Below are 24,665 nucleotides of genomic sequence, written 5' to 3'. Positions count from 1 at the left end.
ACCAAGGGAAATCCCCGAGAAGCAAACGTTTGCGCAAACGTTTTCTTTATCTAAGATCGCAGCCGCGAAAGCCATACCAATTCAGGAGACCGAATGCTGAAGTCCATCCATCCGCTGCTCAACGCAGACGTGCTCTACGCCTTGCGCGCGATGGGCCACGGCGACGAGCTGGTGCTGTGCGACGCCAATTTCCCGGCCGACTCGGTCGCCCGCCAGACCTCGCTGGGCCGGCTGCTGCGCATCGACGGCGTGGGCACCACCGAGGCGGCGCGCGCCATTCTTTCGGTGCTGCCGCTGGACAACGCGGTGGAAGATCCGGCGAGGCGCATGGAGATCATGGGGGCGCCCAGTGAGATCCCGCCCGTGCAGCAGGAGATGCAGCGCGAGATCGACGCGGCCGAAGGGCGCCCGCGTCCGATGGGCTCCATCGAGCGCTTCGCCTTCTATGAAGCCGCGCGCCGCGCCTACTGCGTGATCGCCACCGGCGAGCGCCGCTTCTACGGCTGCTTCGTGTTCAAGAAGGGCGTGATCGCCCCCGAGGCCTGATCGCGATGAGCACGGCTTCTTCGCACCAGCAGCGCGGCGTCGCCGTGCTCGGCATCTTCGTGGCCGACCTCGCCTTCCGTGCGGCCGACCTTCCGGGCGTGGGCCAGACCATCGCCGGTTCCGGCTTTGCCATGGGCCCCGGCGGCAAGGGCTCGAACCAGTCGGTGGCGGCGGCGCGCGCCGGCGCGCAGGTGACCTTCATCTCCAAGCTCGGGCAGGACGCCTTCGGCGCCAATGCGCTCGCACTCTGGGCCGAGGAAGGCATCACGCCGCGCGTGCCGCAGGTGACGACGCAGCCGACCGGCGCGGCCTTCATCTACGTGCACGAGGTCACGGGCGACAACGCCATCATCGTGGTGCCCGGCGCCGCGGCGCTCATCGACTCGGCGGACGTGGATGCGGCCGCCGACGCCATTCGCGGCGCGCGGGTGTTCGTCACGCAGCTGGAGCAGCCCGCCGGCGCCGCGCAGCGCGGCCTGGAGCTTGCGCGCGCTGCCGGCACGGTGACGGTGTTCAACCCCGCGCCCGCGCTGCCGTTCGACGATGCCGTGTACCCGCTGTGCGACTTCATCACGCCGAACGAGCACGAAGCCGCCGCGCTGAGCGGCATCGCCGTCGAGACCGTCGAGGATGCGCGCCGCGCGGGCGACTTCTTCCTCTCCAAGGGCGTGGGCTGCGCGCTCATCACGCTCGGCGACAAGGGCGCGCTGCTGCATAGCGCGAGCGAGTCGGTGCACCTGCCCGTGTTCCATGCCGGCGCGGTGAAGGAAACGGCCGGCGCTGGCGATGCCTTCAACGGCGGCTTCGCTGCCGCACTGGCCGAGGGCGCGTCTCCGCTGGAAGCCGCTCGCTTCGGCTCGGCCGTGGCAGCCATCTCGGTCACGCGCGCCGGCACCGCGCCTTCGATGCCCACGCGTGCCGAGGTCGATGCGCTACTGGGCCGGGCCGCAGCCTGAGAACGCGAGCTGCAAAGGAGCCTTCCGTGAAATTCAGGTTTTCAGACCGCGAGCTCAACTTCCTGGTCGGCATCAACGTCGCGATCCTCGTGGTTGCCACGGTGCTGTCGAAGGGCGACTTCCTCGACGTCTACCACTTCCAGTCGATGGGCGGCCAGCTGCCCGAACTCGGCCTGCTGGCCATGGGCGTGGCGCTGTCGATGATCTCCGGCAACGGCGGCATCGACCTTTCCGGCGTGGCGCTGGCCAATCTTTCGGGCGTGGTGGCCGCCACGCTGGCGCCGATGCTGGTGGAGGCCGACGCCTCGCCCTGGCTCTACACCGGCGCCTTCACTGTCATCGCTCTGGCGGTGGGGCTGGCGGGCGGACTGCTCAACGGCGTGCTGATTGCGCGCGCCGGCCTCACGCCCATTCTGTGCACGCTGGGCACGCAACTGCTCTACACCGGCCTGGCCGTGGTGCTCACGGGCGGTTCCAGCCTGCGCGTGGGCAATGCGGAGCCGCTTTCGGCCATCGGCAACGAGAACGTGCTGGGCGTGCCCATTCCGTTCGCGATCTTCGTCGCGATGCTGCTGGCCGTGGGCTGGCTGCTCAAGCAGAGCCCGTTCGGCATCCGGCTCTTCCTGCTGGGCACCAACGCCAAGGCGGCGCGCTACGCGGGCATTCCGCAGGGCCGCATGCTGATCGCCACCTACGCGCTGTGCGGCGTGCTGGCGGCGGTGGCGGGCGTGATCATCGCGGGCCGCACGGCCAGCGTGAAGTCGGACTACGGCAACTCCTACCTGCTGATCGCCATCCTCATCACCGTGATGGCGGGCGTGCGGCCGCAGGGCGGCTACGGGCGCATGGTGTGCCTGTTCTTCTCGGCCGTGGCGCTGCAGCTGCTGTCGAGCACCTTCAACCTGCTGGGCATCTCCAACTTCTTCCGCGACTGCGCCTGGGGCCTGCTGCTGCTGTTCTTCCTGGCATCGGCGCGCTTCAGCCTGGCCGACCTGCGCAGCTTCATCTCCGTTTCGCGCACCAGCGCACCGCCGCATCAGCCCCCTCCTGGCGCGACGCAGAGAACCACCGAGGGCTAGGAGACAAACGAACATGCTGAAGAAAACCAAGATCGCCTGCACCGTGCTCGCACTGGGCACCGTCGCCTTCGCCTCGGCGCTGCATGCGCAGGGCAAGCCGCAGGACATCGTCACCGTGGTGAAGATCACCGGCATCAGCTGGTTCAACCGCATGGAAGTGGGCGTGAAGGAGTTCGGCAGCAGCACGCCGGGCGTGGCCACGCGCCAGATCGGCCCGGCCCAGTCCGACGCCGCGCAGCAGCAGCGCCTGGTGGAAGACCTGGTGGCCAAGAAGGTCGACGCGATCGCGGTGGTGTCGATGGACCCGCCCACGCTGGAGCCGGTGCTCAAGCGCGCGATGGAACGCGGCATCAAGGTCGTCACGCACGAGGCCGACAACCAGAAGAACACCATGGTCGACATCGAGGCCTTCGACAACACCGCCTACGGCGCGCGCATCAACGAGCGCCTTGCCGCCTGCATGGGCCAGCAGGGCAAGTGGACCTCGCTGGTCGGCTCGCTGGGCAGCCAGTCGCAGGTGCAGTGGGCCGACGGCGGCGCCGCCAACGCGAAGAAGTACCCCAAGATGCAGCTGGTCGACGCCAAGAACGAGTCGCTCAACGACGCCGAGAAGGCCTACGGCAAGGCCAAGGAAATGCTGCGCAAGCACCCGGACCTGAAAGGCTTCCAGGGTTCGTCGTCGCTCGACGTGCTGGGCATCGGCCGTGCCGTGGAAGAAGCCGGCCTGGCGGGCAAGATCTGCGTCTTCGGCACCGGCCTGCCGAGCGAGGCGGCCAAGTTCCTCGAGTCGGGCGCGGTCGGCGGCATCGCCTTCTGGGACCCGAAGGACGCCGGCATCGTGATGAACAAGGCGGCCAAGATGCTGCTGGACGGCAAGACCATCACCGACGGCACCGACATGGGCGTGCCCGGCTACAACAAGGTCTCGGTGAAGAAGGGCCCGGGCGTGGGCATCATCGTCACGGGCCAGGCCTGGGTCGAGGTCGACAAGCAGAACTACAAGAAGTATTCGTTCTGACCGCCTTGCAGCCATGACCCTGACCGCGCCTTCCACGCAAGCAAGCCCGGCCGACACACCGGCCGGGCGCCGGGTGTTCCTCGAAGTGCAGGACGTGCACAAGCGCTTCGCGGGCGTGCACGCGCTGCGCGGCATCGACCTGCGCATCGAGGCCGGCGAGATCTACCACCTGCTCGGCGAGAACGGCTGCGGCAAGAGCACGCTGATCAAGATCATCTCGGGCGCGCAGCCGCCGAGCCAGGGGCTCATCGTGATCGACGGGCGGCCGTACGACTCGCTGTCGCCGCTGCAGGCGCTCAGCCTCGGCATCGAGACGGTCTACCAGGACCTGTCGCTGCTGCCGAACATGAGCGTGGCCGAGAACGTCGCGCTCAGCGAGCAGCTGGTTGCAACCGGCGGCAGGCTGGCGCGGCGCTTCGACCGCAAGGCGCTCGCGGCCACGGCCGCGCGCGCGCTGGAGGCGGTGAAGCTGCCGACCGATGCGGCCTTTCTCGCGCGGCGCGTGGACGAGATGCCCATCGCCACGCGGCAGCTCGTGGCCATCGCGCGCGCGGTGGCCACGCGCGCGCGCATGGTCATCATGGATGAGCCCACCACCTCGCTCACGCAGAAGGAGGTGGACAACCTCGTTCGCGTGGTGGAGGCGCTGCGCGAGCAGGGCGTGGCCGTGCTCTTCGTGAGCCACAAGCTCGACGAGTGCATGGCCATGGGCGGCCAGGCCATCGTGTTTCGCGACGGAACGAAGGTGGCGCAGGGCCCGATCCGCGACTTCACCAAGGCCGAGATCGCGCACTGGATGACCGGCAAGCACCTCGACGGCGAGCGCTACCGCCACGGCACACACGGCGGCGACGAACTGCTGAAGGTCGAAGGCCTGGGCCGCGGCGCGCAGTTCAGCGACGTGAGCTTCACGCTGCGCAAGGGCGAGATCCTCGGCGTGACCGGCTTGCTCGACTCCGGCCGCAACGAGCTCGCGCTGGCGCTGGCCGGCGTGCAGGCCGCCGACCGCGGACGCGTGCTGCTCGACGCGAAGGAGATCGCGCTGAATACGCCCACCGACGGCATCCGCCAGGGCATCGGCTACGTGCCCGAAGACCGGCTCAGCGAGGGCCTGTTCCTCGACAAGCCGATCCGCGACAACATCGTCACGGCGGTGCTCAACCGCCTGCGCGGGCGCTTCGGCGCGCTCGATACAACCCAGTGCCAGGCGCTGGCGGAGCGCACCGTGGCCGACCTGCAGATCGCCACGCCCGACGTCGACAGGCCGGTGCAGTCGCTCTCGGGCGGCAACCAGCAGCGCGTGCTCATCGGGCGCTGGCTGGCCATCGGACCGCGCGTGCTGATATTGCACGGCCCCACCGTTGGCGTGGACGTGGGCTCCAAGGACACCATCTACCGCATCGTGCAGCGGCTGGCAGAGCAGGGCCTGGGCGTGATCCTGGTGAGCGACGACCTGCAGGAGCTGCTGCAGAACTGCGACCGCATCCTGCTGATGCGCAAGGGCCGCATCGCCAACGACTTCGACGCGCAGGGGCTCGCCGAGAGCGACCTCTATCACGCGCTGGTTTCCGACACACCTTCTCCCGCATTCTCATGACGGCTTCCACCATGCAAGCGCAGTCCGCGCCGGCCGCGCCGGAATCGGCTCCGCACCCGCCGCAGGCGCGGGTCTCGCTGCGCGCCTGGCTCGCGCAGCGCCCCTCGGTCTTCACGCTCGCACTGATCGTGCTGGCGAGCCTGGCCGTGGGCGCCATCAACCCGAGCTTCTTCCAGCTGCCGGTGCTGTTCGACATCGTGCGCGCCTGCACGGTGCTGGGCCTGTTCGCACTGGGCGTGCTGATCGTGCTGGCGGCCGGCGGCATCGACGTGTCGTTCGCGGCCATTGCCGCGCTCACGATGTACAGCATCACCAAGCTGGTGCTGAACTACTTTCCGGACGCGCCCATCGCGCTGCTGCTGGTTGCCGGCGCGGCGAGCGGCGCGCTGCTGGGCGTGATCAACGGGCTGCTGGTGCACTGGCTCAAGGCGCCTTCGCTCATCGTCACCATCGGCACCCAGTACCTGTACCGGGGCATCCTGCTGACCTTCGTGGGCACCGTGTTCTTCATGAACGTGCCGGCGCCGATGGATTCCTTCGGCAAGCTGGCGCTGTGGCGCTTCGACACGCCGCAGGGCCTGCACGTGGTGCTGCCGGCCACCGTACTGGTGCTGGTGTTCGCGGCGGTGCTGACCTGGTGGCTGCTGAACCGCACGCTGATCGGCCGCGCGGTGTACGCCATCGGCGGCAGCCTCGCGATCGCGGAGCGGCTGGGCTACAACCTGCGCACGGTGCATGTCTTCGTGTTCGCGTACGCGGGGTTCCTCTCGGGGCTTGCGGGCATCGTGCACGTGTCGAGCACGCGTCTGGCGAACCCCTTCGACCTGGTGGGCAACGAGCTGGACGTGATCGCGGCCGTGATCCTGGGCGGCGCGCGCATCACCGGCGGCAGCGGCACCGTGGGCGGCACGCTGCTGGGCGTGGTGCTGGTGACGCTGATCAACAACGTGCTGATCCTGGCCGGGGTGCCCAGCACCTGGCAGAAGGTGATCATCGGGGCGTTCATCCTGGTGGCCGGGGGCTTCTTCGCGATGCGCTCGCGCGACTGACCGCAGATGCGGCTGCCGCGCCATCGCCACGAGGCCTTGTGGATCGCAATCGAATGTCCGACGCCAATGCCACCGTTCTCTGTGAGGAGCCGAGCCCGTTCGCAGGACGAGGCTTCGACCCCGGCAGCTGCCTTCACGACCACGAGCTGCACCTGATCGGAAGCGCCCCGGCGTGCCTGCGCGTCGGCAGCGGCGCTGGCGAAGAGACGCATACGCTCGCACCCGGCGCGGTCGTGCTGCTCGGGCCGCTGCTGCCACGGACACTGAGGCTGGCGTATCGAGCGGAGCCGGGCGACGGGCTGGTGCTGCGCTTCAGCGACGAGCCGCTGCGGCGCGGTGCGGCGATATTTCCGGAGCTGTCGGACGTCGGGCCGCTTCTTTCGCGCGCGCGCCAGGGCGTGCATTTCGTCGGCCTGGGTGCGGAGACGCTGACCAAGCTGAGGCGCCTTTCGACGCTGCACGGGCTGGCACGGTTTTCGGCATTCACCGCCGTGCTGAATGAGCTCTCGCAGTGGACCGACTACCGGCTGCTGGTCCGAAGTCTCGTGCACACCGATGCCGCCGGGCCGGGCCGCACGCTGCACGTGCAGCGTGCGCTGCATCACATCCGGAACAACTACGCACAGCCGCTGTCGCTTTCGGAAGTCAGCGCGCTCGTGGGCACCAGCAGGACCTCGCTGTCGCGCAGTTTCCGCCGCGCAACCGGCAAGACCTTCACCGACTTCATCATCGGCCTGCGCCTGGCGAAGGCCTGCGGCCTGCTGACTTCCACGCGCCAGCACGTGAGCAGCATCTGCTACGAGGTGGGCTTCAACAACGTCTCGAACTTCAACCGCCACTTCCGGCGGCTCGAAGGCATGACGCCGGGCGAGTTCCGGGCGCGGCACGCGGGCGCCGGAAGATGAGGTAGCGCCGGGAGACTGGTGTTTTCTCGGGATCTGAAGAAATAAAAAATAAAACCTTCTTTTTGTCTTGTTTTCAGGTGAATTCTTCTTCAAACAAGGGTCTGCGCTAGTGCATTGAAGAAGCACTCCCTCGGAAGGCGGCAGAACAATTCCGGGCATGAATGCCCCACTCAATGCCACCGCGATAAGACGGCCCGGCTACCAACTCTCCGACAACATCTGGGCCGAATCCGGCTCGGTTTTCCTGACCGGCACGCAGGCGCTGATCCGCGTGCTCGTGATGCAGGGCCGGCGCGATGCGCAGCGCGGCCTGCACACCCAGGGTTTCATCAGCGGCTATCGCGGCTCCCCGCTGGGCATGGTCGACCAGGCGATCTGGAAGGCCGGCGAGCGATTCAAGCAGACCGGCATCCGCTTCGTGCCGGCCGTGAACGAGGAGCTCGCTGCCACGCAGGTGCTGGGCACGCAGCGGGTCGAGTCCGACCCCGAGCGCACCGTCGATGGCGTGTTCGCCATGTGGTACGGCAAGGGTCCCGGCGTCGACCGTGCGGGCGATGCGCTCAAGCACGGCAATGCGTATGGCTCTTCGCCGCACGGCGGCGTGCTTGTGGTGGCGGGCGACGACCACGGCTGCGTTTCGTCGTCGATGCCGCACCAGAGCGACCACGCCTTCATGGCGTGGCGCATGCCCATCCTGCAGCCTTCCAGCGTGGCCGAGTACCTGGAGTTCGGCCTGTACGGCTACGAGCTCTCGCGCTATTCGGGCGCGTGGGTCGGCATGGCGGCGCTGTCCGAAGTGGTGGAGAGCGCGGGCACCGTGGACCTGGACGCGATCAACGCCCGCGTCAGCGCATGGGAAGACGCCAATGCGGTGAGCGCCGCCACCGGTCACCATGCGCCGCCGGACGGCCTGCACTACCGCTGGCCCGACCTGCCTTCGCTGCGCATCGAGTCGCGGCTCGAAGACAAGCTCGCGGCCGTCGCCGCATTCACCAGGCGCAACAGCATCGACCGCCACGTGATCGTCAGCGAGCACGCGAAGGTCGGCATCGTCACCTGCGGCAAGGCGCACCACGACCTCATGGAAGTGCTGCGCCGGCTCGAGCTTTCGCCCGAGCAGCTGGCCCGCGCGGGCGTGCGGCTCTACAAGGTGGGCTTGAGCTTTCCGGTGGAGCAGACGCGCATCAAGGCCTTCGCGCAGGGGCTGGAAGAGATCCTCATCGTCGAGGAGAAGGGCGCGGTGGTCGAGACGCAGCTGCGCGACATCTTCTACAACGCGCCGCCCGATGCGCGTCCCGTGCTCGTGGGCAAGCACGACCGCGAAGGCCAGCCGCTGGTGTCGGCGCTGGGCGAGCTGCGGCCCTCGCGGCTCATCGAGCTGGTCGCGCACTGGCTGGCCGTGCACTTCCCCGACAACCACGACCTGGGCGACCACCTGCAGCACGTGCGCGACTTCACGCCGCCCGAGCTGCTGGCCAACGCGAGCGACGCGGTCAAGCGCCTGCCGTACTTTTGCGCCGGCTGCCCGCACAACACCAGCACCAAGGTGCCCGAGGGATCGACCGCGCGCGCGGGCATCGGCTGCCACTTCATGGCGAACTGGATGGACCGCAGCACCGCGGGTCTCATCCAGATGGGCGGCGAGGGCGTGGACTGGATCTCGCACGCGATGTTCACGAAGACGCCGCACGTCTTCCAGAACCTGGGCGACGGCACCTACTACCACTCCGGCTACCTCGCGATCCGGCAGGCCGTGGCGGCCAAGGCGACGCTCACCTACAAGATCCTGTTCAACGACGCGGTGGCCATGACCGGCGGGCAGCCGGTCGACGGCGTCATCAGCGTGGACGCCATCGCGCGGCAGGTCGAGTCGGAAGGCGTGAGCAAGGTGGTGGTGGTGAGCGACGCCATCGGCAAGTACGACGCCATCAAGGACCGCTTTCCGAGCGGCACCGAGTTCCACGACCGCGCCGCGCTCGACGAGGTGCAGCGCCGCCTGCGAGAGATGGCGGGCGTGACGGTGCTCATCTACGAGCAGACCTGCGCCGCCGAGAAGCGCCGCCGCCGCAAGAAGGGCGAGCTGGCGGATCCGCCGAAGCGCCTGTTCATCAACGAGGCCGTGTGCGAGGGCTGCGGCGACTGCACCGTGCAGAGCAACTGCGTGGCCGTACTGCCGCACGAGACGCCGATGGGCCGCAAGCGCAAGATCGACCAGACCAGCTGCAACAAGGACTACTCCTGCGCCAAGGGCTTCTGCCCCAGCTTCGTGGGCGTCACGGGCGGCAAGCTGCGCCGAAAGAGCGGGGCGCTCGCCTCGGGGCGCGATGCCTTCCTGCACCGCGTGGCCGCGCTGCCGTACCCGGCGGAGCACGCCTGGACCGCTCCGTATGACCTGCTCGTGACCGGCGTGGGCGGCACCGGCGTGGTGACCGTGGGCGCGGTGATCGCCATGGCCGCGCACCTCGAAGGCAAGGCCGCGAGCGTGCTCGACTTCATGGGCTTCGCGCAGAAGGGCGGCTCGGTGCTGAGCTTCGTGCGCCTGGCCGATTCGCGCGAGCGGCTGCACCAGGTGCGCATCGACACACAGCAGGCCGACGCCATCCTCGCCTGCGACGTGGTGGTGGGCGCATCGGCCGACGCGCTGCAGACCGTGCGCCACGGACGCACGCGGGTGCTCGCGAACGTGCACGAGATTCCGGTGGCCGAGTCGCTGCGCAACCCCGATGCCGACCTGCATGTCGACCTTCTGCTGGAGAAGATGCGCTTCGTGGCTGGCGACGAGCAGGTCGAGACTTTCGACGCTCAGAGTCTGGCCGAGGAGTTCCTCGGCGACACGCTGGCCGCCAACATCGTCGCGGCCGGCTACGCGTGGCAGCGCGGGCTGGTGCCGCTGAGCCTGGAGGCGCTGATGCATGCGATCGAGCTCAACGGCGTGGCGGTGGCCGCGAACCAGTCGGCCTTTTCGCTGGGGCGGCTCGCGGCCGGCAACCCCGAGGCGCTGGACGCTCTGCGCGCGGCGCCCGCCGATGCGCAGGCTTCTTCGCTCGACGAGCGACCGCTCGACGTGCTGATCGCCGAGGCGCGCCGGCATCTCACGGGCTACCAGGACGCCGCATGGGCGGACCGCTTCGAGGCTCGCATCCGCAGCCTGCGCGAGCGCGAGGCCACACTGCAGGGCGGCGACGCGAGCCTGCCCTTCACGCGCAACGCGGCGCGCAGCCTGCTGAAGCTCATGAGCTACAAGGACGAATACGAAGTGGCGCGGCTCTACACCGATGGCGCCTTCCTGCAGAAGCTCAACGAGCAGTTCGAAGGCGACCTGAAGCTCGAATTCCACATGGCCCCGCCGGTGCTCTCGCGTGGCGCGCACGGCAAGGCGCCCGCCAAGATCCGCATCGGAAGCTGGATGCTGCCCGCGATGCGCTGGCTGGCGCATGGCAAGCGGCTGCGCGGCACGGCCTTCGACATCTTCGGACGCACCGCGGAGCGGCGCATGGAGCGCGAGCTGATCTCGCATTTCGACGGCCTGCTCGAAGCGATGGTGGGCGAACTCTCGGCGGGCAACCAGGCGACGGCTGCGCGCATCGCGGCGCTGCCGCTGTCCATTCGCGGCTTCGGCCACGTCAAGCTCGCGAACTTCGAAGCCGCGAAGATGCAGGAGTCCGAGCTGCTGCACCGCTTCGCGCCGGCGCGCTATCCGAAGCCGGAGAGGGCACCGTCCGCGGGGCAGATCAGGGGAATCGCGATCGTGGCCGGCGCGCGCTGAGCGCCGGGCTCAGCCCACCGCCTTGATGAGCTTGTCGCGCCCCGCTTTTGCGAGCATGGACGCGACGGCGCACGAGGCGAGCCGGGCCGGTTCCGAATCGGCCCGGCTCGTGAGGATCACCGGCACCTTCGTCCCCAGCACGATGCCCGCGGCATAGGCGCCGCCGAGGAAGGTCAGGCTCTTCGCGAGCATGTTGCCCGCGTCGAGGTCGGGCACGATGAGCACGTTGGCGCGACCCGCCACCGGCGAGACGATGCCCTTGATGCGAGCGGCCTCGGCGTCGATGGCGTTGTCCATCGCGAGCGGGCCGTCGAGCACCGCGCCGGTGATCTGGCCGCGGTCGGCCATCTTGCAAAGCACCGCGGCGTCGAGCGTGGAAGGCACCTTGGCATTGACCGTCTCCGTCGCGGAAAGAATCGCGACGCGCACGGCCGGCATGTGCAGCGCGTGCGCAAGATCGATCGCGTTCTGCACGATGTCGGCCTTCTCCTCGAGCGTGGGCGCGATGTTGATGGCCGCGTCCGAAATGATCAGCGGCTGCGCATGGCCCGGAATGTCCATCACGAAGCAGTGGCTGATGCGCCGCGAGGTGCGCAGCCCGCCTTCGCGGCGCACCACGGCACCCATGAGCTCGTCGGTGTGGAGGCTGCCCTTCATCAGTGCATCGACCTCGCCGCGCAGCGCCATGGCTACGGCCGCATCGGCGGCGGCATGGCTGTGAGGCGCGTCGACGATCGCGATCCTGGACAGGTCGATTCCGGCCTCTTGCGCGGCTGCCTCGATCTTCGCGCGAGGGCCCACGAGCGTCGGCACGATCAGGCCCAGCGACGCCGACGCCAGCGCGGCTTCCAGAGAGGCCGCGTTGGCGGGGTGCACCACCGCGACCCGCAGCGAGGGCAGGCCGCGCGCGGCGGCGATCAGGCGGTCGTAGTGCGGGTGGGCAGCGGGTGTGGACGACGCCATGCGGGCTCCTGGATGGATGGGACGGTATGTGGGGAGGGTGCGCCCGCAACAGTACAGGATGTGATCCCGGGAACCAAACGCCGGCTTTGGTAGTTCTTTTTGCGCATGCCGTTCGGCACTGGTTGCGCACGAACCCCTCGATTAATGTTCGTGCGCTGAAGCGTTGTGCTTCGGAAAAAGGCCACCGTCGCTGTGTCACCAGCGCCGGCCGAGCCTTCCGATTCGTTGCCGTCCTCCTGCCGGGAGGGCGGCTGGTTCCAATGTGCCCCCGGGCGGGCACGCAATTTCGAGGGAGTTGATCTCATGGCAGTAGACATGTTCATGCGCGTCGAGGGCGCGAACGGCGAATCGAAGGATTCGAACCACAAGGAGTGGACGGACATCAAGTCGTTCGCATGGGGCGCCACGCAGCCCGGCAACATGGTCAGCGGTGGTGGCGGCGGTGTCGGCAAGGCGAGCTTCAACGACCTGCAGGTGCTGGCGCGCATCGACAAGGCGGCGCCTTCGGTGCTGAAGAACTGTGCGAGCGGCAAGCACCTGGGCAAGGTGGAAGTGTCGGTGTGCAAGGCCGGCGGCTCGCAGATCGAGTACACGCGCGTCACGCTCGAAGAGGTGCTGGTCACCTCGGTGCAGTACACCGCCGAACAGGGCTCGGACGCGGTGTTCGTGCAGTACTCGTTCCAGGCCGCGAAGGTGAAGCAGCAGTACTGGGAGCAGACCGACAAGGGCGGCAAGGGCGCCGAGACGGTGCTGGGCTGGAACATCAAGGAAAACAAGGAGGCCTGAACTCCCTTTGCCCGGCGCGGTTTGCCGCTTGGGCGGCCCGCGCCGGGTTCATTGACCAGGGAGCTTTCCAGGAATGACCCGCAGTTTCATCGCCCACAGCGCGCTGGGCGAGCGCCTGAAGTTCCGCTCGATGACGGGGCAGGAGCGCATTTCCGCGCTGTTCGAGCACCGCGTGCGGCTCATCAGCGACATGCCCAACATCCAGCCCCGGAGCATGCTGGGCGAGGACATGAGCATCGAGGTGAACCTCGCCACCGAACTCGGCGGCACCGGCAGCCGCTTCCTGAGCGGGCAGGTCACGCGCTTCGCCTACATCGGCAAGGACGACGGCGACATGTGCGTGTACGAGGCCACGCTGCGCCCCTGGCTGTGGTACGCCACCCGCCGCTCCGATTTCAGGATATTCCAGTTCAAGACCGCCCCGCAGATCCTGCAGGAGGTGCTCGCGCCCTACGGCTTCGCCATCGACGCGCGGCTGAGCGGCAGCTACCGCACCTGGGACTACTGCGTGCAGTACTCGGAGAGCGACTTCAGCTTCGCCAGCCGGCTCATGGAGCAGGAGGGCGTCTACTACTTCTTCTCGCATGCGCAGGGCAGCCATCAGCTGGTGCTGTGCGACGGTGCCGATTCGCACACCGAGCTGCCCGCCGGTCCGGTGAGGGTGCCCTATCACGCGGGCGTGCTCGCCGCGCAGATCCTCGAGCAGGACTTCATCGACAGCTGGAGCCATTCGGAGGACATCGCATCGGGCAACTTCGCGGCCGACGACTACGACTTCAGGAAGCCGAACGCCGAGATAGACACCGTGCGCCAGCAGCCGGCCGGCCACAGCCGCGACAGCTTCGAGATCTACGACTGGCCCGGCGGCTACACCGAGCTGGCCGACGGCGAGAACTACGCGCGCCTGCGGCTGGAGCAACTCGCGGGGCGTCGCGAACTGGTGAGTGCCGAGGGCAACCTGCGCCACATGGCGCCCGGCTACCTCTTCGAACTGGCGCGCCACCCGAACGCGCAGGAGAACCGGCGCTACCTGATCGAGGCCGTGACGTACGACTTCCAGGAGAACGCGCTGCGCGTGGTCGGCGCGGCGGACGCGGCCTACAGCGAGTCGACCAGCAGCACGAGCTACCGCCAGAGCTTCGAGGTGCTGCCCGACAGCGCGCCGTACCGCCCCGCGCGCGTCACGCCGAGGCCGCGTACCACCGGGCCGCAGACCGCGGTGGTGGTCGGCCCGGCGGGCGAGGAGATCCACACCGACCAGTACGGCCGCATCAAGGTGCAGTTCCACTGGGACCGCTACGGCAAGCGCGACGAGAACTCCTCGTGCTGGATCCGCGTCTCGCAGACCTGGGCCGGCAGCAACTACGGCGCGATGCACATCCCGCGCATCGGCCAGGAGGTGATCGTCGATTTCCTCAACGGCGACCCCGACCATCCGATCGTCACCGGCTGCGTCTACAACGCCGCGCAGATGCCGCCGTGGGAGCTGCCGCGCCACAAGACCCAGACCGGCTTCCAGACCCACTGGAGCAAGGGCGGCGGCGGCAAGCACATGCTGCGCTTCGAGGACAGCCGCGGCACCGAGCACATCGAGCTGTCGACCGACCACGGCAACACCCACCTGCACATGGGCTATCTGATGAACCAGGGCTCGGGTGTGCAGCGCAGCTACGGCTTCGAGCTGCGCACCAACGAGTGGGGCTCCATCCGCGCCGACAAGGGCCTTCTGCTGACCACCTACACGCAGGACTTCGCGCAGAAGACCTCGCGCGACAACCCCGATGGCCACGAGCAGATGGGCGCCACGCTCGCGCAGAGCAACGCGCTCATGCAGGCGGCGGGGCAGGCCGTGGCCGCCACGAAATCGCTCGTGAGCGCCATGGCCCAGGGCAAGAACCAGACGCTCTCGGGGCTGGTGCAGGGCGTGCAGTCGCTCGGCGGCGTGTCGCAGGCCGTCGCCGCGCTGGCGGCCGGCGGATCGCCCGAGGCCGGCGTCTCGGACGACCCCGATCCGGCCATGGCAGACGCGCAGCAGATGCTCGACCTCTCGCGCAAGATCGACAAGCCCGTGGTCTCCATCGTGAGCCCCGAGGGCCAGACGATGATCAGCCCCCGGCCCATCGTGGTGAGCTCGGGGCAGAGCGTGTCGATGCGCTCCGTCTCGGCGCTGACCATGACCACCGGCGCCCAGCTCACGCAGCTCGCCGCCAAGGGCATGCTCACGCAGGTGAGCGAGGGCGGGCAGATCAACGTGGTGTCCGACGGCGACATCGTCTCGCACGCCAGCGCCGGTGCGATCAACCTGGTGTCGAAGACCGACGCCTCCGTCACCTCCACCGCGGCCAACGCGAACCTCACCGGGCAGAAGTCGGTGGTGATCCAGGCGGCGGAGCAGGACGTGTTCGTCACCGCGAAGACAAGCATCTCGCTGATCTGCGGCAAGTCGTCGATCGTGCTGCTGGCGGATGGCACGGTGAAGATCAACGGAGTGAAGGGGCTGGTGAACTTCACGGACAACCTGGATCAGCGGGGTGGGAAGATCTTCCTGAATTGCGATGCGCCAATTGGGGCAGCAAGTCAGGAGGAGGCAGCAGAGGAAGCGGATTTGATGGCACCTGCGCCGGCTATTACTGCGACAGCCGCGCAGGGTACGCCCAAGGGGAAACCTCCGGCCAAATCCGCTGCGCCGTTGGACTGGACGCCTTCGGGGCTGGGCAACGACGTCGACTGGTACGCAATCCATTCATCCCTGTTGCAAAAACAGCTGAAGGCGCTGAAGGATGCGCATTGGAAGGCCGTCTACGGCGAAACCGGAAAAGGTTCCTACGTCATTCGAGATGAAGGCCGGATCGTGATAGACGGCAAGTACAAGTCGAACGCAATCGGGGCGACGAATGCGTTGGCCCACGAGGTCGGACATGCGTTCTACACACTGCCCCCTGACATCACATCCAAGGAAAGCTATATCCGGAGCAGCCTGAGCGATGAAGGCGCTGGTGCCGTCAATCAGATCTGGGTTCAGCGCCAGATCCTAAAGGGTACGAACGTGGACATCATGGCTGGATATCCGAAGTCAACGATGGATATCTACAACAACGCCTTTGACAAGGCTGCGCAAACAGGCGACTGGGCGCGTGCTCGAAGCACGATGGGCAAGGCAATTGGCAAGATGACCACCTCCACGACCAATGAGCCGTACACCCAGTATTACGGAAACGGTTACGACAAGCGCTTTGGCGGGCACTAGCCGCCGAGGGATGAATTTACAGACAGGTAGTGAGGCGAGTAGTGACTCAAGCGGCAATAACTTTGTGGCTGGCGATCGACATGCTGGTCGCGCAGATTCCATTTTCGAAAGCGAAGGTCGAGAGTGTCGTCTCGACCCAGCTTTCCGATACCAACGCGCCGGGTGGAGAGGTTTTCCAGTTCTTCGAGGGAACCCCGGTGCGCTTTGAGGATGGCGTCGAGGTTTCGAAGTTCGACCTCCGGATCAAGCGCGAAGGGGCGCATCCGGGATTCCTCGTTCTCGAAGTGCAAGGGCGCTGTGTGCCGCTGGACGAGGTCAAGCGGCACTACGTCGATCTCGCCATCACGGATGTACCGCGAGGCAGGTCCATGAACGAAGCGACGAGCTACACCGCCACGCTCGGCTGGGGAAGACTTTCGTTCGGCTTCAGGGAGAAGAACCCTGGATGTCTGGCGTTCATTGCCTTCAATCCTTCCTGACCGCATTGAGCCGAAGAGCACCCCGCATGCGCTACCACCTCAACGAAGGCCAGTTCGACATCCCCGAAGACGGCCGCATCGACCGCTCGATGAACGTCCTCGCGATGCCCGACGGCTCGGGCACCACGCTCATCGTGAGCCGCGACGCGCTGCGAACGCAGGAAACCATGGCGCAGTTCGTCACGCGGCAGATGAACGACCTGACGCGTCAGGTGAGCCAACTCAAGGAGGTGTCGCGCACCGACATTGCCGTAGGCCCGGCCATCGCGAGCCTGCATGCCATCGAACTCGCTACGCAGTTCAAGCAGAACGGCCAGGCGCTACATCAACGCCAGGCCGTGTTCCTGCTGCCGCGGGACCCGGGCGGCAGGAGCGTGCTGATCCTCACGGCCAGCAGCCCCGTGCCCTTCGATGCCGAGGCGATCGCGCTGTGGCGGCGCGTGCTCGAGAGCTTCCAGCCGAGGGCCTGAGGCGCCATGGCCGGCCAACCAGCTGCACGCCTGCACGACCCCATTGCCCACACCAACGCGCACGCGCGCTTCTGGGCCAAGTTCGCGGGCGGACTGATCGGCGGCATCGCCGTGGGCTTCGCGGTGGGCGTGGCAGCAGCGGCCGTGGTCGGTACCGGTGGGCTCGCCGGACCGCTGGTGGCGGGCGCGGTGGTCGTGGGCGCGCGCATGGCCGGCGGCTACGTCGGCGCGAGCCTGGGCGAGTCGATCGCCGATGCGCTGGTGCCCGAGACGCTCACCGTGACCGGGATGATCACCAGCGGATCGTCGGACGTGTTCATCGGCGGCAAGGCCCTGGGCGCGGCGCGGGCCTCGCCCGACGCTCCCATGGACACGGTGAGTTGCAAGAACGACTCGCCGCAGATTCTTCTTGCCGAGGGCGCGGAGACCGTGTTCATCAACATGGGCGTGGCCTCGCGCAAGGACGACCACACCGAGTGCGGCGCCAAGGTGAGCGACGGGGCGCCCACGGTCTTCATCGGCGGGCCGACAGCGCGCGTGCGCGAGGTGGCCGACGAGGTGCCGCTCATCTCCAAGGTGCTGGTGACCATCTTCAACCTGGTCATGATCTACCGCGGCCTGCGCTGCCTGCCCAAGCTCGCGCGGCAGGGCAAGAACGCGCTGCCTTGCCTGATCGAAGGAGCAGTGGGGCTTGGCATGGGCATCCACGGCATGGTCAGTTCCTTCGGCAATCCGGTGCATGCGGCCACGGGCGGCAAGTTCCTGGGCGGCGAGAGCGAGCTCGACTTCAGCCTGCCGGGGCCGTTGCCCATCGCATGGCAGCGCTTCTACAGCAGCCACGACCTGCGCCGCGACGGCCCGCTGGGGCAGGGCTGGAGCCTGCCCTATTCGATGGAACTGCGGCTGGGCAGCGACGACGAAGGCCAGCCCGTGGTCACGCTCATCGACGAGCAGGGCCGGCCGATGGTGCTGCCCGACATCGAGCCCGGCACGCGGCAGTACAGCCTGCGCGACGGGCTCGACCTGTGCCGCACCGAAGGCGGCCATTACTTCATCCACGTGCCGGGCGGGTTGTTCTTCCTGTTCGAGCCGCCGATCGAAGGCGAGTCGCGCGCCCGGACGCTGAAGCTCGCGCGGCTGGAAGACCGCAACGGCAACTTCATCGACCTGCGCCACGACGCGCTGGGCCGGCTGGTCGAGCTGACCGACAGCACCGGCCGGCTGCTGGCGCTTGAGTACGCGGGCGAGAGCCGCCGGGTGTGCGCGGTGCGCCTGGCCGCCGGCGCACCCGGCGAGCTGCCGGGCCTGCTGGTGACCTACAGGCACGACGCCGAAGGCAGGCTGCTCGAGGTGACCGACCGCAACGGCGCGGTGGTGCGCCGCTTCGGCTACGACGCCCAGGGCCTCATGGACTTCCATGCCGGCGCCGCAGGGCTGGAATGCCGCTACGAGTGGTGCGGCCAGGGCGGCGAAGCCCACGTGGTCCGCCACTGGACCAACGACGGAGAGAGCTACACCGTCCGGCGCGTGTCGCCTGCCGCGGACGACGCGCTGGCGCTGGGCCAAACACTGGTCATCGACCAGCTCGGACGCGAGTACGCCTGGCACTGGAATGCCGACCAACAGGTCACCGACTACGTCGATGCGGCGGGCCGCCAATGGCACGCGCAGTACAACGAGTTGCGCCAGCTCGTCGCCATCACCGAGCCCGGCGGTGCCACCACGCGCTGCACCTACGACCCCATGGGCTTCATGGCCAGCCGCACCGATGCGCTGGGCCGCACGCAGAGCACCGGCTGGACCGAGTTCGGCGAGCCCTGGCGGCAGACCCTCGCGGACGGCAGCACCTGGACCTACGCCTACAGCGACCAGGGCAACCTGGTGCGCGAGACCGACCCGCTGGGCCACACCACCGAGTACGCCTACGACAGGCGGGGCCTGCCGATCGTGGTGACCGACGGCAAGGGCGGCACCAACCGCATGACGTGGAACGATTGCGCGCAGCTGCTTTCGCTGACCGACTGCTCCGGCAAGACCACGCGCTACGCATACGACGGCTGGGGCCACCTGCAGACCGTGACCGATGCCATGGGCCAGCGCACGCGATTGACGCACGACGCCATGGGGCGGCTGCTGTCGGTGTCGCAGCCCGACCAGAGCCACCAGTCGTTGCGCCGCGATGCGGCCGGCCGCATCGTCGCCGCCACCGATGCGCTGAGCCGCAGCACGCATTTCGCGCTCGGCCTGCGCGGCCAGCCGCTGGCGAGGCAGGACGCCGAGGGGCGCCGCATCGCCTGGCACTACGACGGCGCCCAGCGCCTGCAGGCGATCGTCAACGAGAACGGCCTGCACTTCGAATTCGTGCGGGACGCTGCCGACCGCGTGGTCGAAGAGCGTCGCGTGGGCGGCACGCGTGTGCAGGTGGAATACGACGCCAACGGCTGGCCGGTGTGCATCACCCATGTACCGGGCATCGGCGACGACGACCTCGCACTGCATGAAGGCGCCGAACCGCATCGCGCGGCCGGACCCCTGCGTACCGAACTGCTGCGCGATGCCGTGGGTCGCCTCGTCGAGAAGCGCACCGGGCGCCACTGCTACCGCTACAGCTACGACCAGCTGGATCGCCTGACCGAAGCAACGAAGCTGGAAGCGCCGCAACCCGGTACGGCTGGCGAGCCGCGCGCGCTGCATCGCACCACATTCGTCTACGACAAGCTCGGGCGGCTCGTTGAAGAAACGGCCATCGACGAGCTCACCGGAGAGACCCACACCCTGCGCCACGCGCACGACGAACTCGGCAACCGCACGCAGACCGTGCTGCCCGCCATCGCGTCGCAGCCGGGCGTGCAGCGCGCGCTGAACTACCTGTACTACGGCTCCGGGCACCTGCATCAGGTCAACTTGTCGCAGCAGCATGGCGACGCACCCGTGGTGCACCAGCTGATCAGCGACATCGAGCGCGACGACCTGCACCGCGAAGTGGCGCGCAGCCAGGGCGCACTGCACACGCGCTTTGCGCTGGATCCGCTGGGCCGGCGGGCCGCGTCGTGGTGCCGTCCCGGCGGACTGGACGCGGCATTCACCACGCAAGACCCGGGTTGGCGCCAGGCCATCGACGCCGCGGGCACCCCCGGGGCCCGCCTTCTCGACGGGCTGATGAAGGAATACAGCTACGACCCCGTGGGCGAGCTGCGGCAGAGCCGGCATTCGCTTCAGGGCACGACGGGGCACCGATACGACGCAACCGGCCGCATCGAAGAGAGCGTGCGCGGCGCGGCCAACAGCGAGCGCTTTGCCTACGACCCGGCAGGCAACCTGCTCGACGCATCAACCGCGCCCGGCTACGTGCGCGACAACCTCGTGCGCGTTTTCGAGGACAAGCGCTACAGCTACGACGGCCACGGCCGGCTGGTGCGCAAGCTGTCGGGCAGGCACACCGACCAGCGCTTCGAGTGGGACGACGAAAGCCGCCTCGTGGCCGTGCACACCACGCGGCGCCCGGGCACGCCCGAAGCCACCACGCAGGTCACGCGCTTCGACTACGACGCGATCGGGCGGCGCGTGGCCAAGCACGATGCGTTCGGCAGCACGCGGTTTGTCTGGGAGGGGATGCGGCTGATCGAGGAGCGGCGCGGCTCGCAAGTGACAAGCCACGTTTACGAGCCTGACAGTTACATGCCGCTGGCGCGGCTCGATGCCGCCACTGGCGAGGCTGGTGCCGCTGCACCTGCGAACATCTTCCACCTTCACACGGATCAGGCCGGCCTGCCTGAGGAGCTGACGGATCAGGCCGGCCGGATATGCTGGCGAGCGAGCTATCGCACGTGGGGCGGCGCTGTGGCCGAGCAGTGGGAGTCCACTTTGCTCGATGGCCGCGCCGCCTCTCCTGCGAACAAGGCACTGCCAAAAGTCGAGCAGAACATGCGATTCCAGGGCCAGTATCTGGACCGCGACATCGGCCTGCACTACAACATCTTCCGGTTCTATGACCCCGATATTGGCCGCTTCATCAGCCCGGACCCTATCGGCCTTGCTGGCGGGAACAATCTGCACAGCTATGCGCCCAATCCTGTGTCGTGGATCGACCCGTGGGGCTGGGCGCCCAAGGCACCTTTGTCCTTGCCCGATGGCTACAGGGCAAGAATCGACCGATTCAACACGAGTACTGGTTCGTCTTTCGAGATACACGTGTACAAACCCAACGGAACCGAAGCTGGCATCTACGGACCGGACGGCTTCTTCAACAAGCACGGTACTGTCGGCACCGAAGTGAAGGTCACGCCGAAGGTGTCCAACGTGCTGAACGGCATCGCCGTCGACGAATTGAGAAAGATAGGAAAACTGCCTGCTCTGGGAACACCCAACAGCCGCGTAGCGGCCAGAGAGTATTCAGAGCGCGTGCGCAAGAGCGGGCTTTCAGGATGTTGATCAAGCACCATGAAAATCATCAAGTTCAGTGAAACCAGCGACGGCTACTCCATGGACAGCTCCGCTTATCCGGCCTATGTACGACAGGTAAGCAGCCTGGTGCCGACGGACGCTCTCGAATTCATGAGTGCAGCTTGGCACTACGAGCATCGGGATGAGCGTTGTCCGCACGATGCCAAGCTGGAGCAGTTGCTCGTACGGGAGTTCGACGACGGCGACTTCCGGGCGAATGACATCGAGATGCAACTGGCCGGAGCGCATGGGAATCGCATCACGCTGCACTATCGCGACGTGCAGTCTTACGCGGTCGAGAAAACCAAGAGCGATTGGCCCGCTGGCGACCGCTCCCACGGCGATTGGCTCATCGATGAAATGCTGGTGCTCGAGGACGGCTTTCTCAGTCACGAGATCGTCTTCACGAACTCGGTAGTCAAGGTCAAGCACAGGGATCTCAAGTACACGGTGGTGCCATGACCACGACGGCCCTCGGCAAACTGTTGGCGTATTGGACGGCGCAGCCGACCGTGATGCCGCTGCAGGAAGAGCTGGGCCTGATCCGCGCTATACGCGCGCTGGACACCACCGACATCGCGACGGATCTGACTTCGTTCATCTCACTCATCGAGCTCGTCCAGCGGTCGCATGCGAGCAACGGAATCTTCGAGATGACCGAGGCCGACGAAGCGCACACCGTCGGCTTCTTCCAATGGCTCGAGAGCCTGGAAAATAAGCTTGGCATGCCGTTGGCAACGCACGCCGACGGCCTGGACCTGACCTGCGCCGAACTGGCGAAGCGGATGCCTCGATAGAGTGCCGAATGCTGGACCTCTACTTCGTCGAATCGACCTGCAGGCACTTGCCGAAAGACCCGCGTGGCCTTGAGCTTGCGGGCTCTGTCGATCTGGATGCGCATTGCTCAATCGCGGCTCTCTTCGACAGATGTGTCCAGAAAGGCGTAAACCTCGACTACTTCGACGATTCGCTGCTGCGCGCCGAGCAGGTCGTGACCATGCTCGAGGTATTCACCGCCAACGCCCCTGAAGCTGGCGCCCAACACGCGCAGATCGCGGCCTTCAAGTCGATACACGCGATCTTGACCCAGGCGAAGGCACAGGGCATGGGGCTCGCAGCGTTCTGCGACTGACATTCAACTCCATGAGCGCATGACGCCTGCACGGCCGTCATTGATTGCGGATGCCCTGTTGAAGCCCACAGACAGTGCTTAGGGCTACACGGCATTCGTCGTCGCATTCAAGGCGTCGTTGTCCGGCGCTTGCTGCAACGGTGCTTGAAAAAAGTTTGTCCAAGCAGTTGACGATTGTGTAAAGACTATTTACAGTCCATCCCACTCAACGCCAACAGGACCCAACGTGAAAGCCGCAACGATCCGCATCTACAGCACTTGCCCCGCATCCGGCAACGTGTTCGTGCGCGTCGCTTCGCACGATGGTCTCGGCCTGCAGCCGCTGCTGCAGCAGCAACTCAATCAACTCCCGTATCCGATGTCCAACCCGCGGGCCAATCTGTGGCCGTGCGATTACCAGGATCAGGTGCAACCGGGTGGAGGACGCGCATAGGCGCAGACCTCCCAAGCTCTCTCTCGAACAGAAGAGGCCCGGACACCGCGAGGTTCCGGGCCTCTTCGTTTTCATGCCATTCGTTCACGAGCAGCGATCGTGCTGCCCGCACAGGGTTCGAGCCTTGTGAGTGCTCCTTAAAAATTCGCGGCAGCAGCCACAAACATTTTCTTTTCAGCCCCGGTGACGCAACTGGTAGACGTGTCCGCCTTAGAAGCGGAATTCTGGGAGTTCGAGTCTCCCCTGGGGCACCAATTTCTCTGGGTGTAGTGTCAATCTGGTAGACGGCCTGCCTTGGAAGCAGGAGGCTGCAGGTTCAAATCCTGCCACTCAGACCATCTCTTCTTTTTCGCTTTCTCTTGTGCGTGTGTAGCTCAACTGGCAGAGCACTGGACTCCAAACCCAACGGTTGAAGGTTCGAATCCTTCCGCGCGCGCCAATCTTTTTGCGGGCCCTTCGCCTAGTGGTCCAAGGCACCGGGTTTTGATCCCGGGATCCAAGGTTCGAATCCTTGAGGGCTTGCCAGCTTTTCATTTTCTCTTTTCGTTCCGCTAACTCAGTGGCCAGAGTGCCTCCCTGTCCAGGAGGAAGCCAGGGGTTCGACTCCCCTGCGGAACGCCATTCACCGATGGAGTTTTCTCTTCCATGGATCGTGAGCAGCACTGGCGACTGCAGCGGGCTGTAACCCCGTCTCCTTCGGGAATACTTCGTTCGACTCGAAGAAGATCCACCACCAACGCCATCATCAGGCTCGATTCCGGCGCGATAGCAAAGCGGCAGTGCAGCGGATTGCAAATCCGTCCAGCCCGGTTCGACTCCGGGGCACGCCTCCATCCATATATATCCTTCAACCAATCTTTCCCCGGTAGCTCAGCTGGTAGATGCGGCGCACTGTTAATGCGCAGGTCACACGTTCGATCCGTGTTCGGGGAGCCACAATTCAACGACAGCCACGCAGAAGGAGCACCGAAGCATGAAACCCAAGGTCAAGCCGAACAAGATCGTCGTGCTCTCGGGCTCCGGCGTGAGCGCCGAGAGTGGCCTGCCCACGTTCCGCGACGCCAAGGGCCTGTGGAACAGCTACTCATGGCAGGAACTCGCCAGCCCCGAAGGCTGGCAGCGGCACCCGGAGGCGGTGCTGGCCTTCTACAACGAGCGGCGCGAGAAGGCATGGCAGGCACAGCCGAATGCCGCGCACGCTGCCATCGCATCGCTCGAGGCGGCATACGAAGTCGTGATCGTCACGCAGAACGTCGACGCGCTGCATGAGCGTGCCGGGTCGCGCAACGTGGTGCATCTGCACGGGCAACTCGCCTACGCGCGTGGCACCTCGGAGCCCGAGCCGAAGCGCTATCGCATCGATGGCAATCCAATCGTCATGGGGCAACTCTGCGAAGACGGCACCCAGCTGCGGCCCGACATCGTGTGGTTCGGCGAGGCGGTGCAGCACTTCGAGGAAGCCGAGGAGCACGTGGCCACCGCGGCGCGCGTGTTGGTGGTGGGCACCTCGCTCACGGTCTATCCGGCGGCGTCGCTCGTGCGGTACGCGGACCGCAATGCCGAGAAAGTGCTTGTCGCGCTCGACATGGAAGAGGTGCCGCGCGGCTTCACCTTCCTGCAGGGCAGGGCGACGGACGTGGTGCCTGCACTGGCTGCCAGGTGGTTGAGTGAAGCGGGCTCGTAATTCAGTTGGAAGCCTGCAATCGAAGGCCCGCCATCGTGTCGATGGCGGGCCTTTTGCATGTGACGGGAAATGGGCGATGCCGGGCAGATCAAGCACTGAGCGCGAACGCCGC

At 66.8% G+C, this 24,665-nt stretch carries 19 protein-coding genes and 7 tRNA genes; 25 read left to right on the top strand and 1 reads right to left on the bottom strand.

Going from position 1 to position 24,665, the window contains the following annotated elements:
- Window positions 1–93 precede the first annotated feature (93 nt).
- The 8 genes from ABL844_RS22570 to ABL844_RS22535 all read left to right on the top strand — a co-directional run bounded on the left by ABL844_RS22570 (window position 94) and on the right by ABL844_RS22535 (window position 10,916).
- Window positions 94–546, top strand: coding sequence for an RbsD/FucU family protein (locus ABL844_RS22570; protein ID WP_418128987.1), 453 nt, complete (start codon window positions 94–96; stop codon window positions 544–546).
- A 5-nt stretch (window positions 547–551) separates the two neighbouring features.
- Window positions 552–1,502, top strand: a complete 951-nt coding sequence (locus tag ABL844_RS22565) for a ribokinase (RefSeq protein WP_126025225.1) — start codon at window positions 552–554, stop codon at window positions 1,500–1,502.
- A gap of 26 nt (window positions 1,503–1,528) precedes the next feature.
- Complete coding sequence (locus tag ABL844_RS22560) at window positions 1,529–2,581, top strand: ABC transporter permease (RefSeq protein ID WP_418128986.1); 1,053 nt, start codon at window positions 1,529–1,531, stop codon at window positions 2,579–2,581.
- Between the two features lie 13 nt (window positions 2,582–2,594).
- The gene (locus ABL844_RS22555) at window positions 2,595–3,599 is read left to right on the top strand and encodes a substrate-binding domain-containing protein (protein ID WP_126025227.1); all 1,005 of its coding nucleotides are present in this window, start codon (window positions 2,595–2,597) and stop codon (window positions 3,597–3,599) included.
- Window positions 3,600–3,612: 13 nt separating this feature from the next.
- Entirely contained in the window at window positions 3,613–5,196 is a 1,584-nt protein-coding gene (locus ABL844_RS22550; RefSeq protein ID WP_418128985.1) for a sugar ABC transporter ATP-binding protein, read from the top strand.
- A complete protein-coding gene (locus tag ABL844_RS22545) occupies window positions 5,193–6,245 on the top strand; it encodes an ABC transporter permease (protein WP_184641648.1) in 1,053 nt (350 codons plus the stop codon). The genes ABL844_RS22550 and ABL844_RS22545 overlap by 4 nt, the downstream gene beginning before the upstream one ends.
- Before the next feature lie 53 nt (window positions 6,246–6,298).
- Complete coding sequence (locus ABL844_RS22540; protein WP_418128984.1) at window positions 6,299–7,150, top strand: helix-turn-helix domain-containing protein; 852 nt, start codon at window positions 6,299–6,301, stop codon at window positions 7,148–7,150.
- A 157-nt stretch (window positions 7,151–7,307) separates the two neighbouring features.
- The gene (locus tag ABL844_RS22535; protein ID WP_418128982.1) at window positions 7,308–10,916 is read left to right on the top strand and encodes an indolepyruvate ferredoxin oxidoreductase family protein; all 3,609 of its coding nucleotides are present in this window, start codon (window positions 7,308–7,310) and stop codon (window positions 10,914–10,916) included.
- Between the two features lie 9 nt (window positions 10,917–10,925).
- On the opposite strand, the gene ABL844_RS22530 is transcribed toward ABL844_RS22535, so the two are convergent.
- Window positions 10,926–11,879, bottom strand: coding sequence for a phosphate acetyltransferase (locus ABL844_RS22530; RefSeq protein WP_176667263.1), 954 nt, complete (start codon window positions 11,877–11,879; stop codon window positions 10,926–10,928).
- A gap of 303 nt (window positions 11,880–12,182) precedes the next feature.
- On the opposite strand from ABL844_RS22530, the gene ABL844_RS22525 reads away from it, so the two are divergent.
- From ABL844_RS22525 to ABL844_RS22445, 17 genes are all read left to right on the top strand, one after another.
- Window positions 12,183–12,665 carry an Hcp family type VI secretion system effector gene (locus tag ABL844_RS22525; RefSeq protein ID WP_019658228.1) on the top strand — a complete coding sequence of 161 codons (483 nt, stop codon included), beginning with the start codon at window positions 12,183–12,185 and terminating at the stop codon, window positions 12,663–12,665.
- A 73-nt stretch (window positions 12,666–12,738) separates the two neighbouring features.
- Window positions 12,739–15,912 (top strand): type VI secretion system Vgr family protein, encoded by a 3,174-nt coding sequence (locus ABL844_RS22520; protein ID WP_418128981.1) that lies wholly within the window; start codon window positions 12,739–12,741, stop codon window positions 15,910–15,912.
- An 80-nt stretch (window positions 15,913–15,992) separates the two neighbouring features.
- Window positions 15,993–16,391: a hypothetical protein gene (locus ABL844_RS22515; protein ID WP_418128980.1), complete on the top strand. Its 399-nt coding sequence runs from the start codon at window positions 15,993–15,995 to the stop codon at window positions 16,389–16,391.
- A 26-nt stretch (window positions 16,392–16,417) separates the two neighbouring features.
- A complete protein-coding gene (locus ABL844_RS22510) occupies window positions 16,418–16,861 on the top strand; it encodes a DcrB-related protein (RefSeq protein ID WP_418128979.1) in 444 nt (147 codons plus the stop codon).
- 6 nt (window positions 16,862–16,867) lie between these two features.
- A complete protein-coding gene (locus ABL844_RS22505) occupies window positions 16,868–21,292 on the top strand; it encodes an RHS repeat-associated core domain-containing protein (RefSeq protein ID WP_418128977.1) in 4,425 nt (1,474 codons plus the stop codon).
- 9 nt (window positions 21,293–21,301) lie between these two features.
- Window positions 21,302–21,766: a hypothetical protein gene (locus tag ABL844_RS22500; protein ID WP_418128976.1), complete on the top strand. Its 465-nt coding sequence runs from the start codon at window positions 21,302–21,304 to the stop codon at window positions 21,764–21,766.
- Complete coding sequence (locus tag ABL844_RS22495) at window positions 21,763–22,101, top strand: hypothetical protein (RefSeq protein ID WP_418128975.1); 339 nt, start codon at window positions 21,763–21,765, stop codon at window positions 22,099–22,101. The genes ABL844_RS22500 and ABL844_RS22495 overlap by 4 nt, the downstream gene beginning before the upstream one ends.
- 8 nt (window positions 22,102–22,109) lie before the next feature.
- A complete protein-coding gene (locus tag ABL844_RS22490) occupies window positions 22,110–22,436 on the top strand; it encodes a hypothetical protein (RefSeq protein WP_418128973.1) in 327 nt (108 codons plus the stop codon).
- Between the two features lie 226 nt (window positions 22,437–22,662).
- Complete coding sequence (locus ABL844_RS22485; protein ID WP_184641658.1) at window positions 22,663–22,869, top strand: hypothetical protein; 207 nt, start codon at window positions 22,663–22,665, stop codon at window positions 22,867–22,869.
- A gap of 177 nt (window positions 22,870–23,046) precedes the next feature.
- Window positions 23,047–23,123, top strand: a tRNA-Leu gene (locus ABL844_RS22480).
- Between the two features lie 6 nt (window positions 23,124–23,129).
- Window positions 23,130–23,207, top strand: a tRNA-Pro gene (locus tag ABL844_RS22475).
- 25 nt (window positions 23,208–23,232) lie between these two features.
- A tRNA-Trp gene (locus ABL844_RS22470) sits at window positions 23,233–23,308 on the top strand.
- 10 nt (window positions 23,309–23,318) lie between these two features.
- Window positions 23,319–23,394: transfer RNA gene (locus ABL844_RS22465), tRNA-Gln, on the top strand.
- A 20-nt stretch (window positions 23,395–23,414) separates the two neighbouring features.
- Window positions 23,415–23,490 (top strand) — tRNA-Asp (locus tag ABL844_RS22460).
- Between the two features lie 138 nt (window positions 23,491–23,628).
- Window positions 23,629–23,702, top strand: a tRNA-Cys gene (locus ABL844_RS22455).
- A 26-nt stretch (window positions 23,703–23,728) separates the two neighbouring features.
- Window positions 23,729–23,805 (top strand) — tRNA-Asn (locus ABL844_RS22450).
- 37 nt (window positions 23,806–23,842) lie between these two features.
- Window positions 23,843–24,553, top strand: a complete 711-nt coding sequence (locus ABL844_RS22445; protein ID WP_418128972.1) for an SIR2 family NAD-dependent protein deacylase — start codon at window positions 23,843–23,845, stop codon at window positions 24,551–24,553.
- The last annotated feature ends 112 nt before the right edge of the window (window positions 24,554–24,665 follow it).

The sequence above is a fragment of the Variovorax sp. 278MFTsu5.1 genome, from assembly GCF_048305045.1.
In the GTDB taxonomy this organism is placed as follows: domain Bacteria; phylum Pseudomonadota; class Gammaproteobacteria; order Burkholderiales; family Burkholderiaceae_C; genus Variovorax; species Variovorax guangxiensis.
The sequence above is the reverse complement of the archived record's forward strand: the minus strand, read 5'-3'. Positions and strand labels throughout refer to the sequence as shown.

Excerpts from the sequence above, each read along its gene's own strand:
- ABL844_RS22570 (WP_418128987.1), top strand. The coding sequence starts at position 94 with ATGCTGAAGTCCATCCATCCGCTGCTCAACGCAGACGTGCTCTACGCC.
- ABL844_RS22565 (WP_126025225.1), top strand. The coding sequence starts at position 552 with ATGAGCACGGCTTCTTCGCACCAGCAGCGCGGCGTCGCCGTGCTCGGC.
- ABL844_RS22555 (WP_126025227.1), top strand. The coding sequence starts at position 2,595 with ATGCTGAAGAAAACCAAGATCGCCTGCACCGTGCTCGCACTGGGCACC.
- ABL844_RS22550 (WP_418128985.1), top strand. The coding sequence starts at position 3,613 with ATGACCCTGACCGCGCCTTCCACGCAAGCAAGCCCGGCCGACACACCG.
- ABL844_RS22545 (WP_184641648.1), top strand. The coding sequence starts at position 5,193 with ATGACGGCTTCCACCATGCAAGCGCAGTCCGCGCCGGCCGCGCCGGAA.
- ABL844_RS22540 (WP_418128984.1), top strand. The coding sequence starts at position 6,299 with ATGTCCGACGCCAATGCCACCGTTCTCTGTGAGGAGCCGAGCCCGTTC.
- ABL844_RS22535 (WP_418128982.1), top strand. The coding sequence starts at position 7,308 with ATGAATGCCCCACTCAATGCCACCGCGATAAGACGGCCCGGCTACCAA.
- ABL844_RS22530 (WP_176667263.1), bottom strand. The coding sequence starts at position 11,879 with ATGGCGTCGTCCACACCCGCTGCCCACCCGCACTACGACCGCCTGATC.
- ABL844_RS22525 (WP_019658228.1), top strand. The coding sequence starts at position 12,183 with ATGGCAGTAGACATGTTCATGCGCGTCGAGGGCGCGAACGGCGAATCG.
- ABL844_RS22520 (WP_418128981.1), top strand. The coding sequence starts at position 12,739 with ATGACCCGCAGTTTCATCGCCCACAGCGCGCTGGGCGAGCGCCTGAAG.
- ABL844_RS22515 (WP_418128980.1), top strand. The coding sequence starts at position 15,993 with ATGCTGGTCGCGCAGATTCCATTTTCGAAAGCGAAGGTCGAGAGTGTC.
- ABL844_RS22510 (WP_418128979.1), top strand. The coding sequence starts at position 16,418 with ATGCGCTACCACCTCAACGAAGGCCAGTTCGACATCCCCGAAGACGGC.
- ABL844_RS22505 (WP_418128977.1), top strand. The coding sequence starts at position 16,868 with ATGGCCGGCCAACCAGCTGCACGCCTGCACGACCCCATTGCCCACACC.
- ABL844_RS22500 (WP_418128976.1), top strand. The coding sequence starts at position 21,302 with ATGAAAATCATCAAGTTCAGTGAAACCAGCGACGGCTACTCCATGGAC.
- ABL844_RS22495 (WP_418128975.1), top strand. The coding sequence starts at position 21,763 with ATGACCACGACGGCCCTCGGCAAACTGTTGGCGTATTGGACGGCGCAG.
- ABL844_RS22490 (WP_418128973.1), top strand. The coding sequence starts at position 22,110 with ATGCTGGACCTCTACTTCGTCGAATCGACCTGCAGGCACTTGCCGAAA.
- ABL844_RS22445 (WP_418128972.1), top strand. The coding sequence starts at position 23,843 with ATGAAACCCAAGGTCAAGCCGAACAAGATCGTCGTGCTCTCGGGCTCC.